Raw genomic sequence first — 11345 nt, 5'->3', positions numbered from 1 at the left:
TGGGCGTCGTCGCCGCGGCGCCGGCCGAGCGCCGGGCGAGCGAGGCGAGCGCGGCCGTCGTGGCCGCGGTGGCCGGCGTGCGCTGGGGCGGCGAGCCGTCGATCCGGCCGGGCCTGCTCGCGCGCTGAGGAACCCCGAGCGGCGCAGCACCCGGCAGCGACCTGCAGCGACCGGGAGCGGACATGACGAGGGCCCGCGCTCTCGTCACTGTGAGGAAGCCCCGAGATCTCCCCCACAGCGGCGAGACCCGCGGGCCCTCACCGACGTCGCGCACCCCCTGGGGTGTCTGACGAGTTCATCCTGCCCCGCGGCCACCCCGGTTCATGCGCGCGCAGCCCCCTCACTTCTGTGCAATGCACACATGTGCACGAAATTGCATCGTCGCAGGTCAGAGGGGTTGGTGCGCCGATCCTGAAGACGTCCCGGAGACATCCCCGCGACGACCCGGCGACGACAGGGGCCCGCGACCCGGCCGATGGCCGGCCCGCGGGCCCTGGGACGTCGTGGCGAGGATCAGGCCCGGTAGGCCGTCCACATCTGGTTCATGCGGGTGGACTGGCCCGCGGTGAACTCGGTGTAGCAGGAGTCGTAGCTGTAGTCCATGAAGTTGTGGATCGGGTCGAGGCCCGGCAGCGAGCAGGAGTCACGGCCGGCCGGGCAGCCCGACGTCGAGCCGGCCTGGGCCGGGGTGTCGGAGACCTCGTCGTTCGTGGTCGTGCAGCCGCCCTGGAAGGTGTGGTAGAGCCCGAGCCAGTGGCCGCTCTCGTGGGTGGCGGTCTCGCCGAGGTTGTAGTTGGTGGCCGAGCCGCCGGGCAGCGAGGAGTACTGGACGCGGATGCCGTCGATGCTCGGGTTCGCGGCGTAGTCCCACGGGAAGGTCGCGATGCCGAGGTAGGAGAAGTCGACGAGCCAGATGTTCAGCGCGTTCTTGCCGCCCTTGCGGGTCTGCGAGCGGTAGGTCGTCGACTGCTTGTCCTGGTGCCAGTTGGTGTTGTTGAAGCGGTCGATGCCGGCGAGGGTGAAGGTGAAGCCGGTGTTGGTGGCGGTGCTTGACCTCGCACCGGCGTAGCTGCCGTTGAGCACCTTGATCTGCTGGGTGATCTGGGCGTCGGTGACGTCGCCGGCGCCGTTGGCGTCGCGCATGACGTGGACGTAGACCGGGATGGAGGCACCGGCGGCGACGCGACCCGCGGTGGGCTTGGCGGCCTTGGTCTTGGCGGCCAGCTGCTTGCGGAAGGACGCCTCGATGCGGGCCTGCTCGGTCGCGGTGATGTCGCGGTGGTCGCGCAGGTGGCTGCCGCCGCGGGCCGCGTCGGCGGCGTCGGGCGTGCCCTGCGGCGTCAGGCAGTCGGCGACCGCGCTGAGGCTGCCGGCGGCGGCGGTGCCGGAGGCGTTGCCGGCCTGGGCCGGGCCGAGCGAGCCGGCGGAGAAGGCGAGGGCCGCGGTGAGCCCGAGGGTGCTGCCGGCGATCAGCCGACGCAGCGCGGGCCTGGAGGTGCGATGGGTCATGGGGGTCCTCCCGTCGGGCCGCGGGTCGCGGCCGGTCCGCAGATCCTGCGCCCGCCACGGCCCCGGGAGTGCCCCCGAGCCGCCCTCAGGAAGATGCGATGCACGAACCTGCAGCCACTGTCGGGAACGATCCCCGTTCCCGAGTCGTCCGGACCGCGCCGGGCTCCGCCGTCAGCGCCAGGCGTCGACGAAGGTGAGGACGTCGAGCAGGCTCACCGCGACGCCGTCGGGCTCGCCCTCGGTGTGGCCGACCTGCGAGCGCGGGATGTCGCTGTGCGGCACGTGGATCGCCCGCAGCCCGGCGTTCTGCGCGCCCCAGACGTCGTCGAAGAGCCGGTCCCCCACGTAGACGCAGCGGGAGGGGTCGGTGGCGCCGACGGCCTCGAGCGCGGCGCCGAAGGCCTGCGGGGACGGCTTGGTCCACGGGATCTCGCTGGAGTAGACGTCGCCGTCGAGGAGGTCGAGGACGTCGTCGCGCTCGAAGAAGCCGCGGTGCCAGGCCCGGGGCCAGATCGTGTTGGAGAGCACGCCGACCTTGATCCCGCGCTCGTGGAGGCCCTCGAAGAGCGGTCGCACCTCGGGATCGGTGAGGGTGTGGGGCTCCCAGAAGTCGTAGTAGGCCTGCAGGAGGTCGGGGTCGTGCTCGAGGCCCGCGACGTCGAAGAGGTCCTCGATCGTGGAGCTGCGCTGCTCGTCGCGGCTGCGTCCCCAGATGACGTCGCCGGCGGCGTGCAGACGCCGGGCGTGCGCCGCGACGTCGTCGTGGCGCGCGTTCGCGACGGCCTGGGCCAGGGCCATCGACTCGGCGTGGAAGTCGATGTCGTGCCAGGCCGTCAGGGTGCCGCCCCAGTCGAAGACGACCGCCTCGATGCCCGACCCGTCGGCGCTCATGCCCGGACCAGTCGCACCAGGTGGTCGACGATCGCCTCGGCCGCGAACTCCTCGCGCTCGCCCGTGCGGCGGTCCTTGACCTCGACGGTGCCGGACTCGGCCAGCGAGCGTCCGACGGTGAGGATCGTGGGCACGCCGATCAGCTCGGCGTCCTTGAACTTCACGCCGGGGCTGACCTTGCCGGTGCGGTCGTCGTAGAGCACCTCGACGCCCTGCTCGGCGAGCTCGGTGACGATCCGGTCGGCGGCGGCGTAGGCCGAGGGGTCCTTGCCGGTGGCGACGACGTGGACGTCGGCGGGAGCGACGTCGCGGGGCCAGCACAGGCCGATGTCGTCGAGGGTGCCCTCGGCGATCGCGGCGACGGCCCGGGTGATGCCGATGCCGTAGGAGCCCATGGTGACGGTGACGAGCTTGCCGTTCTCGTCGAGCACCTTGAGGTCGAGGGCGTCGGCGAACTTGCGGCCGAGCTGGAAGACGTGGCCCATCTCCAGGCCGCGCTCGGCCTGCAGGATGCCGCCGTCGTCGTGGGGGCAGGGGTCGCCCGCGCGCACCTCGGCGGCCTCGATCGTGCCGTCGGGGGTGAAGTCGCGGCCGGCCACGAGGTCGAGGACGTGCTGGCCGTCGGCGTTCGCGCCGGTGACCCAGCGCGTGCCCTCGACGACGCGGGGGTCGACGAGGTAGCGGATGCCGCTGGCCGACTTCTCGCCGAGCACGGCGGGGCCGATGTAGCCCTTGACGAGGTCGGGATGCGCGGCGAACTCGGCCTCGCCGAAGGGCCGGAACTCCGCGGGGTAGACCTGCGCCTCGAGCCGCTTCTCGTCGACCTCGCGATCGCCGGGCAGGCCGATGGCGAGGGTCTCGCTGGTGCCGTCGGGGTGGTCGAGCACGAACAGGACGTTCTTGAGGGTGTCGCCGCCGGCCCAGGGGCGGTCGGCGCGGGGCTCGGCCGCGTTCAGGTGCTCGACGAGGGAGTCGATCGTGGGCGTGCCGGGGGTGTCGACGACGCGGGACTCGGGGGCGTCGTCGTAGGGCAGGGGGTCGGGCGCGTGGATCGCGACGGCCTCGACGTTGGCGGCGTAGTCGCACTCCGTGCACTGCACGAAGGTGTCCTCGCCGACCGCGACCCGCGCCAGGAACTCCTCCGAGCGCGAGCCGCCCATGGCGCCGGCGTGCGCGGAGACGATGACGTAGGAGAAGCCGAGCTTGTCGAAGATCCGGATGTAGGCGTCGCGGTGCCGCTGGTAGCTGGCCTCCAGGCCGGCGTCGTCGATGTCGAAGGAGTAGGAGTCCTTCATCGTGAACTCGCGCCCGCGCAGCAGACCGGCCCGGGGTCGCGCCTCGTCGCGGTACTTCGTCTGGATCTGGTAGAGCGAGAGAGGCAGGTCCTTGTAGGAGGAGTAGAGGTCCTTCACGACGAGGGTGAACATCTCCTCGTGCGTGGGGCCGAGCAGGTAGTCGGCGTCCTTGCGGTCCTTGAGCCGGAAGATGCCGTCGCCGTACTCGGTCCAGCGGCCCGACGCCTCGTAGGGCTCGCGGGGCAGCAGGGCGGGGAAGGAGAGCTCCTGGGCGCCGATGGCGTCCATCTCCTCGCGCACGATCGCCTCGATCTTGCGCAGCACCCGCAGGCCCAGGGGCAGCCAGGAGTAGATGCCCGGCGCCGCGCGGCGGATGTAGCCGGCGCGCACCAGCAGCCGGTGGCTGGGCACCTCGGCGTCGGCCGGGTCGTCGCGCAGCGTGCGCACGAAGAGGCTGGACATCCGCAGGACCCGGGTGGCGCTCATGCGCGCAAGGCTACGACCAGCGCGACCGGGCGCGGCAACCGGATAAGCCCGACGAGCCGAACGAACGAGCCGACCGACGAGCTGCCGCGATCCGGCCCGCCGCACCCCGCAGCGCCACTAGGGTTCCCGGGCCCGGCCATCTCGCCGGGCGCCTCGGCCCGCGCGATCCGCGGCCCGCCACCCCGCTCGGAGGAGACCCCCATGCCCCTGCGCCCGCTGCGCACGCGCCTCATGCTCGCCCTGGCCGCCCTCGTCGCGGCCGCGCCGCTCGCGGCCGGTGGCGCGACCGCCACCGCCGGCACCACCGCGGCGACCGACGTCGAGATCGGCCCGTTCGGCCTGCCCCGCGGCGCCGACGTGGCCTACCCGCAGGTCGTCGACGGGAAGGTCGTCGTCGGCGAGACCCGCATCGACGTGCCCGGCACCGCCGTCCTCGTGCTCGGGCGCGCCGCGGACCACTACGTCGTCGCGACGGTCCTCGGCGGGCGCGACCGGATCGTCAGCGTCGCCGCCGACCGCGCGGCGGTGCTCCTTCCCGGCGGGCTGGGACTCGACTACTTCCCGACGCTGAGCACCGACGGCGAGCGGCTGCTCCTCAGCAAGGAGCCGACCCACGGTCGCAGCGCCGTCACGGTCGTCGACACCGACACCGGGCGCCGGCTCGGACGACACGAGTTCCTCGGCTCGGCCGGCGCCCTGGACGCGCAGGGCGATCGCGTGCTCATCTCCCACGAGCGGGCCGACGCCACCCTCGAGTGGAACCTCGCCACCGGACGGGTGCGCCGCGTGACCGACGAGGCCGGCTTCACCGCGAGCTACCGCGCGGACCGGATGGCTGCCTTCAGCATCAGCGGGGAGGACGTCTGCACCCGGGTGGTGGTGCTGAGCGCACCGCAGACGCAGGTCGCCCGCACCTGCCGCAGCTTCGTGCTGGGCTTCGCCCCGGACGGCCGCATGGTCCGGTTCGACCCGCGCACCTTCTTCGAGGACGAGAACGCCTACCAGATCGCCGACCCCGACGGACGTCTCCAGGCCACCTACCGCCCCAACGCCCGCTCGGTGATCGTCTACGGGCTCGACTGGCTCGACGACGGCCGCGTCCTGTTCCAGGTCGCCAGCCGCAAGCGCACCGCGCTCGTCGCCTGCCTGAGGACCGTCTGCGAGCGGGTCTCGGCCCTCACCCCGACCGATCCCCTGCTCTTCGAGCGCGGCTCCGTCGAGCGGACCCAGGCGCGCCGGGTGGCCGCCCGGACGCGCTGAGGCCGCCGGTCGCGGGGAGATCCTCACGATCTCCCCGCAACCGAATCGCCGATCGAGGCGTCCTTCCAGGACACCGGCGCGACGACGCGCCGCCCAATCACCTGGAGACCCCCATGCCCCACCGCGCCCGTCTCGGGCTGGCCGCACTCGGCCTGCTGAGCGCCACCGCCACCGTCGCCGCCCTCACCGGCCCCGCCCTGGCCGGAGCCGGAGCCAGCCAGGCCGCCTCGATCCCGTCGGTCACCGTCAGCCCGCGCGCCTTCGAGCGCGGCGCCGACGTCGTGCGTCCCATCCTGGTCGGCGACGAGGTGCGCGTCGGCAGCGAGCGCATCGCCGTCCCCGGCACCGCGCAGTACCTGCTCGGCGAGGGTGGCGGCGGATACTTCGTCGTCACCGAGGTCGGCAGCGGGATCCGCGCCGTGCGGGTCGCCGCCGGCCAGGATCCCGCGACGATCGGTCCGGACCTCACCGAGGGCGACGTGCGGCTCAGCACCGACGGCACCCGGCTGACCACCGTCGAGAGCACGGGGAGCCCGGTGCGCACGACGATCCGGGTCTACGACACCGCGACCCGTCACACGCTCGGCACGCGAGCCTTCAGCGGCTACGTCGACGTCCTCGACGCCACCGGCGATCGCCAGCTGGTGGCCAGCTCGAACAAGGGCTGGACCATCCAGTGGCGCATCGGGACGCAGGCCGTCACCCGCATCGCGGACCTCGCCGGCTACGAGGCCGACTACGGCGCCGATCGCATCGCCTACGCCTACGACCTGCGCCGCGACTACCCCTGCACCCAGGTGTCGCGCCTGTCCGCGCCGAGGATCGCCGTGTCCCGCTCGTGCGCCTGGGCCGTCTCGTCGTTCTCCCCCGACGGCAGCCTGATGGCTCAGATCGACTCCTACAGCGACGGTCCCGGCCCCAGCCGGGTGCGGATCGCCGGCATCGGCGGACGCCAGATCGTGGAGTACAAGACCTCGCCCTCGACGTGGACCGTCAACGTGAGCGACTGGCTCGGAGGCCGTCGGGTGCTGCTCACCACGGCCAGCCGGACGAGCGAGGCGTCGCTCTCCTGCCTGGTCGAGGAGTGCCAGCGGGTCTCGGCGATCCGACCCTCGCCCTTCGCCGAGTGACCTGAGCGCACGCCCACCCGACCACCACCCGACCACCACCCGAACGGCCCCGCGGATCCCCGCGGGGCCGTTCGTCGTCGCGGACGCGGCGTCGCCGACGTCCGGGAGATCCGCGCCGATCCGCGCCGATCCGACACAACCGAATCGCAGGCGTCGGCGTCTTCTGTGCGACGGCGCGAACGAGCGCGCCGCGTCGTTCTCAGGAGACCCCCATGCCGCACCGCTCCCGCCGCCTCGGCCTCGCCGCCCTCGGCCTGCTCGCCACCACCGCCTCCGTCCTCACCCCCGCCCTGACCGGGAGCAGCCAGGCCGCCTCGATCCCGTCGGTCACCGTCAGCCCCCGGGCCTTCGACCGCGGCGCCGACGTCGACCACCCCACTCTCGTGAAGGGCCGGGTCTGGGTCGGCGACCAGCGCATCGCGGTCCCCGGTCAGCCGGTCTACCTGCTGGGCTCCGGCGGCGGCGGCCACCTCGTCTACACCTTCATCGGCGAGCGGGCCCGCGTCGTCCGCGTCGCCGACGGACAGGACCCGGTGCAGCTCGGCGGCGACGCGACCGGACGCGACGCCTACCTCAGCGCCGACGGCACCCGCCTCACGACCGCGCAGGTGAGCGGCAGCCCCGTCCGCACGTCCCTGCGGGTCGTCGACACCACGACGGGGAGGATCCTCGGCTCGCGGGTCTTCAGCGGTCGGGTCACCCCCGTGGACGCCACCGGCTCGCGTCAGCTCGTCGCCAGCTACGGACAGCGCTACACGCTGGAGTGGCGCGTCGGCACCGAGGCGATCCGCCGTCTCGCCGACATCCCCGCCTATCGCGCAGACCTCGGCGCCGACCGCATCGCGTACTCCGTCGACCCGACCCGCGACGTGCCCTGCACGCGGGTGGAGCGGATCTCCGCGCCGGGCGACGCGCTGTCCCGCTCCTGCTCGTGGTCGGTGGCGTCCTTCTCCCCCGACGGCGCGCTCATGGCGCAGATGCCCGCCGACACCGACGGCCCCGGCCCGACCCGGATCCGTCTCGCGGGCGTGGCAGGTCGACCGATCGTCGAGTACGTGCGCTCCAGCGCGACCTGGACCCTCGACCTGGCGGACTGGCTCGGCGGGCGAGAGGTCCTCCTGACCGCCACCAGCGGCAGCAGCGAGGCCGACATCAGCTGCCTGGGCGCCGAGTGCGAGCGGGTCTCGGACATCCGGCCGTCGCCGTTCTCCTGAGGCCAGCACCTGACCGCCTGACCAGCTGACCACACGAGCAGCACCCGATCGGCCCCGCGGAGCTCCTGCAGCAGCGACGTCTGCGAGCAGGTCTCCCCGCTCCACCCCTCGCCGTTCGACTGATCCGGGCCCTGAGACAGCAGGAGATCGGCCCTCGCGCGATGCGCGGGGGCCGATCTCCTCGTCCGGGGGACAACCCGACGGCCAGCGGTCCCGTCCTACACCCGACGGCGCGAGACGCGCGCCCCACCCCGGAGGTCGACCCCCATGCGCAGCACTCCTCGCCCCATCCACCGCCTCACCGCCGCCCGCTCCACCGCCCGCCGATCGGCTCCCCTGGCCCTGAGCCTGCTGGCCGGCGCGGCGCTCGCCGGATCGCTGCTCGCCTGCACGGCCGTCACCGCCGACTCCTCGACGGCGACCGCAGATCCGGCGGTGGCCACGTCGACGCCGTCGACCACGCTCAGCCCGCGCTCCGCGCCGCGCGGCGACGACGTCGTGCATCCGTACCTCCAGGGGCGCACCGTGCACGTGGGCGACCAGCGCATCGCCGTGCCGGGCAAGCCCCTCTACCTGCTCGGCGCCGGAGGCGGCGGCTACCTGGTGCGCACCGTGGTCGGCGACGAGCAGCGGGTGGTGCGGGTCAGCGCGGACCGGTCCCCGACGGCCGTGGGCGGCAGCGACCTCGGCGACCGCGAGCCGTTCCTCAGCGCGGACGGCACCCGCCTCAGCACCGTCACCCAGGCCAGCATCACTAAGAGCACGGTGCGGATCTACGCCACCGACACCGCGCGGCTGCTCGGCCACCACGAGTTCCCGGGGTTCGCCCGGCCCCTCGACGCCACCGGCTCGCGCCAGCTCCTGTCCGGCGACGCGCCGCTGGGCACCGTGGAGTGGGACGTCGCGACCGACCGGGTGCGGCGGATCTCGGCGGACGACGGCTACCTGGCCAGCTACGCCGCGGACCGCCTGGCCCTCAACCGGCCCAGCGGCGACTCGACCTGCTCGGTGATCTCCAGCCTGAGCGCGCCGAGCACCACGCTCTCGCACTCCTGCCAGTGGCTGGCGACCTCGTTCTCCCCCGACGGCCGCCTGGTGATGCAGGCCGATCTGGACGCCACCGACGACGCGCCGTCGGGCGAGCGGATCAGCCGTGTCGACGGCAGCCCGGTCGCGCTCTACCGCACGTCGGCGGGCACGATCTCGCTCAGCGTCCTGCGCTGGCTCGACGACGGCGGCGTGCTGCTGGACGTCGCCAGTCAGCACGAGCGCGCAGCGGTGGCCTGCGACGTCACCGACTGCGAGCGGGTCTCGCCGCTGCGCAGGATCCCCGCCTTCTGAGCCGGTCCCGAGTCGGTCCCGAGTCGGTCCCGAGTCGGCAGGGTCAGCGGCCGGCGTTCCAGGTGGCGCGGATCATCGGCCACTGGAGCGGCAGGCGGGCCAGCATCGCGGCCTTCAGCGCGGTGCTCGAGCCCTTCTGGGCGTCGAGCGCCATCTGGACGTTGCCCGGGAAGACGCCCACGAGCAGCAGGGCGCTGGCCTTGCCGGCCACCCCGCGGGTGGCGGGCACCGCGAGCCCGGCCGCGCAGGCCAGCTCGGCGACGCCGCTGCCGATGATCAGCTCGCGGTGCCGCGGCAGCCACGGCGGCATCGCCGGGGAGAACGTCTGCGGGCGCACCAGGTGGATGACGCCGGACACGGTGAACGCCGTCGCGACGGCCTTGGCGGTACGGGAGAGGGCCACGGCGCGACCCTACCGGGCCGCCGCCAGGGCCTCCCTAGAACATGACGGTGGCGAACAGCTCCGACTGCCGGAAGCCGGCCCGCGCGTAGGCGGTGCGGGCGGCGTGGTTCCACTCGTTGACGTAGAGGGAGACGGTGGGCGCGATCTCGCTGCGCACCAGCTCGACGACGGCCGCCATGCCCGCGGTGGCCAGGCCCTGACCGCGCAGCTCGGGCGGGACGTAGACGCCCTGGATCTGGGCGGCGTGCGGGGTGGCGCAGGCGACCTCGGCCTTGAAGACCAGGCGCCCATCGTCGAAGCGCGCGAAGGACCACCCCCGACCCACCAGCTGGGCGACGCGATCGCGGTAGATCGAGCCGGCGCCGCCGGCCTCCGGGGAGACGCCGACCTCCTCGGTGTACATCGCCACGCACGCCGGGTACAGCTCGGCGAGGTCGGCCCGGGTGGTGCGGCGCACGCCGGGGTCGGCGGCGATGGCCGCGGGGCCGGTGATCTCCAGGTGCGGCTGACGCCAGCGGATCTCCCGCGGGGTGCCCCAGGCCGGGCCGAGCGACTCCCACAGCACCTCGACGGCCGCGTGCGGGCCGACGATCGTGGAGATCGAGCGGCTGCGCAGCCGGGCGTGCTCGGCGAAGGCCTCGAGGTCGTCGGCGGTGCCGCCGACGGGCACGAGGTTCGCGCCCACGTGGCAGGCGGCCACCAGGCGGCCGCCGGAGAAGCGGCCCCACACCTCGCCGCCGAGCCAGCGGGGCTCGAGGTTGGTGATGCGGGCCCGGTGGGAGGCGAAGACGTTCACGACCGGGTCGGCGTCCGCGAGCGCGAGGAACTCGTCGAGGTCGGCGGCGCCGAGGGGCCGCACGCCGGGACGGGTTCCGATCACACGCGCAGCCTAGTGGTGCCCGCGGCACCCCGGCGGCCGCGTGGACGCGGATCGATCAGGTGCCCGGCAGGTTCCGGGCCGCACCCTGACGTCATGACCGCCTCCGAGCCCACCCTCGACCTCCCCGCCGCTCGCACCGCTGGCGTCGCCGTCCTGACCAAGGTGCCGGCCGCGACGGCGCTCTTCTGGTTCACCAAGATCCTCACCACCGGCGTCGGCGAGACGACCTCGGACTGGATCGGACGCTCGCCGCTGGTGATCCCGCTCGGCGTCCTCGCCGGCATCGCGCTGCTGGTGTCCATGGGCGCCCAGCTGCGCGCCGATCGCTACCGCCCGTGGATCTACTGGTCCGCGGTGACGATGGTCAGCGTCTTCGGCACCATGGCCGCCGACGTGTGGCGCGTCGTGCTCCACGTCTCCTACCTGACCTCGACGCTGGCGTTCGTGGCGCTCGTGGCCGGCATCCTCTACGCCTGGTGGCGCAGCGAGGGCACGCTCTCGATCCACAGCATCGCGACGCCGCGCCGCGAGCGCTTCTACTGGGCCACCGTGCTGGCGACCTTCGCGCTCGGCACCGCCACGGGCGACCTGTTCGCCTCGACCTTCCACCTGGGCTACTGGGTGCCCGGCGTCCTGTTCGTCGGCCTGATCCTGCTGCCGTGGCTGGCACACCGGCGTCTCGGCCTCGGCGGCGTGGCCGCCTTCTGGAGCGCCTACGTGCTGACCCGCCCGCTGGGCGCCTCGTTCTCCGACTGGGCGGCCGTGGCCCCGAAGCACGGGGGTCTGGGCTTCGGCCCCGGCCCGGTGAGCCTGGTGCTCTTCGTGGCCATCGGCCTGACGCTGGCCCTGGGCCACTCGCGGGCCGACCGCCTGGGCGACTGACGCCCCGGACGCGCCGGCGGCACAGCACCCCTCGCACGCAGCGGACCCCCGCGC

General features: G+C 73.8%; 10 protein-coding genes. 5 read left to right on the top strand and 5 right to left on the bottom strand.

Annotated elements, in window-relative coordinates:
• Positions 1-513 precede the first annotated feature (513 nt).
• From ACZDWJ_RS11865 to ACZDWJ_RS11855, 3 genes are all read right to left on the bottom strand, one after another.
• A complete protein-coding gene (locus ACZDWJ_RS11865; RefSeq protein WP_463521165.1) occupies positions 514-1509 on the bottom strand; it encodes a zinc metalloprotease in 996 nt (331 codons plus the stop codon).
• 171 nt (positions 1510-1680) lie between these two features.
• Entirely contained in the window at positions 1681-2400 is a 720-nt protein-coding gene (locus tag ACZDWJ_RS11860; RefSeq protein ID WP_463521164.1) for an HAD family hydrolase, read from the bottom strand.
• On the bottom strand, positions 2397-4157 hold the full coding sequence (locus ACZDWJ_RS11855) for a proline--tRNA ligase (protein WP_463521168.1): 1761 nt from the start codon (positions 4155-4157) through the stop codon (positions 2397-2399). The genes ACZDWJ_RS11860 and ACZDWJ_RS11855 overlap by 4 nt, the downstream gene beginning before the upstream one ends.
• 225 nt (positions 4158-4382) lie before the next feature.
• Between ACZDWJ_RS11855 and ACZDWJ_RS11850 the strand changes: the two genes are divergently transcribed.
• The 4 genes from ACZDWJ_RS11850 to ACZDWJ_RS11835 all read left to right on the top strand — a co-directional run bounded on the left by ACZDWJ_RS11850 (position 4383) and on the right by ACZDWJ_RS11835 (position 9126).
• Entirely contained in the window at positions 4383-5441 is a 1059-nt protein-coding gene (locus tag ACZDWJ_RS11850) for a hypothetical protein (protein ID WP_463521163.1), read from the top strand.
• Between the two features lie 113 nt (positions 5442-5554).
• Entirely contained in the window at positions 5555-6571 is a 1017-nt protein-coding gene (locus ACZDWJ_RS11845; RefSeq protein WP_463521162.1) for a hypothetical protein, read from the top strand.
• Between the two features lie 212 nt (positions 6572-6783).
• Positions 6784-7785, top strand: coding sequence for a hypothetical protein (locus ACZDWJ_RS11840; RefSeq protein ID WP_463521161.1), 1002 nt, complete (start codon positions 6784-6786; stop codon positions 7783-7785).
• Positions 7786-8052: 267 nt separating this feature from the next.
• The gene (locus tag ACZDWJ_RS11835; protein WP_463521160.1) at positions 8053-9126 is read left to right on the top strand and encodes a hypothetical protein; all 1074 of its coding nucleotides are present in this window, start codon (positions 8053-8055) and stop codon (positions 9124-9126) included.
• A gap of 43 nt (positions 9127-9169) precedes the next feature.
• Here the strand turns inward: ACZDWJ_RS11835 and ACZDWJ_RS11830 are convergent, their stop codons facing one another.
• Positions 9170-9529: a DoxX family protein gene (locus tag ACZDWJ_RS11830; RefSeq protein ID WP_463521159.1), complete on the bottom strand. Its 360-nt coding sequence runs from the start codon at positions 9527-9529 to the stop codon at positions 9170-9172.
• 34 nt (positions 9530-9563) lie between these two features.
• Entirely contained in the window at positions 9564-10409 is an 846-nt protein-coding gene (locus tag ACZDWJ_RS11825) for a GNAT family N-acetyltransferase (RefSeq protein ID WP_463521158.1), read from the bottom strand.
• Between the two features lie 93 nt (positions 10410-10502).
• On the opposite strand from ACZDWJ_RS11825, the gene ACZDWJ_RS11820 reads away from it, so the two are divergent.
• Positions 10503-11291 (top strand): COG4705 family protein, encoded by a 789-nt coding sequence (locus ACZDWJ_RS11820; protein WP_463521157.1) that lies wholly within the window; start codon positions 10503-10505, stop codon positions 11289-11291.
• Positions 11292-11345: the final 54 nt, after the last annotated feature.

Source organism: Nocardioides sp. B129/18, from assembly GCF_055282735.1.
The sequence above is the reverse complement of the archived record's forward strand: the minus strand, read 5'-3'. Positions and strand labels throughout refer to the sequence as shown.

What these genes read in the sequence shown, in the direction of transcription:
- ACZDWJ_RS11865 (WP_463521165.1), bottom strand. Translation starts at nt 1,509, where the DNA reads ATGACCCATCGCACCTCCAGGCCCGCGCTGCGTCGGCTGATCGCCGGC.
- ACZDWJ_RS11860 (WP_463521164.1), bottom strand. Translation starts at nt 2,400, where the DNA reads ATGAGCGCCGACGGGTCGGGCATCGAGGCGGTCGTCTTCGACTGGGGC.
- ACZDWJ_RS11850 (WP_463521163.1), top strand. Translation starts at nt 4,383, where the DNA reads ATGCCCCTGCGCCCGCTGCGCACGCGCCTCATGCTCGCCCTGGCCGCC.
- ACZDWJ_RS11835 (WP_463521160.1), top strand. Translation starts at nt 8,053, where the DNA reads ATGCGCAGCACTCCTCGCCCCATCCACCGCCTCACCGCCGCCCGCTCC.
- ACZDWJ_RS11845 (WP_463521162.1), top strand. Translation starts at nt 5,555, where the DNA reads ATGCCCCACCGCGCCCGTCTCGGGCTGGCCGCACTCGGCCTGCTGAGC.
- ACZDWJ_RS11820 (WP_463521157.1), top strand. Translation starts at nt 10,503, where the DNA reads ATGACCGCCTCCGAGCCCACCCTCGACCTCCCCGCCGCTCGCACCGCT.
- ACZDWJ_RS11855 (WP_463521168.1), bottom strand. Translation starts at nt 4,157, where the DNA reads ATGTCCAGCCTCTTCGTGCGCACGCTGCGCGACGACCCGGCCGACGCC.
- ACZDWJ_RS11840 (WP_463521161.1), top strand. Translation starts at nt 6,784, where the DNA reads ATGCCGCACCGCTCCCGCCGCCTCGGCCTCGCCGCCCTCGGCCTGCTC.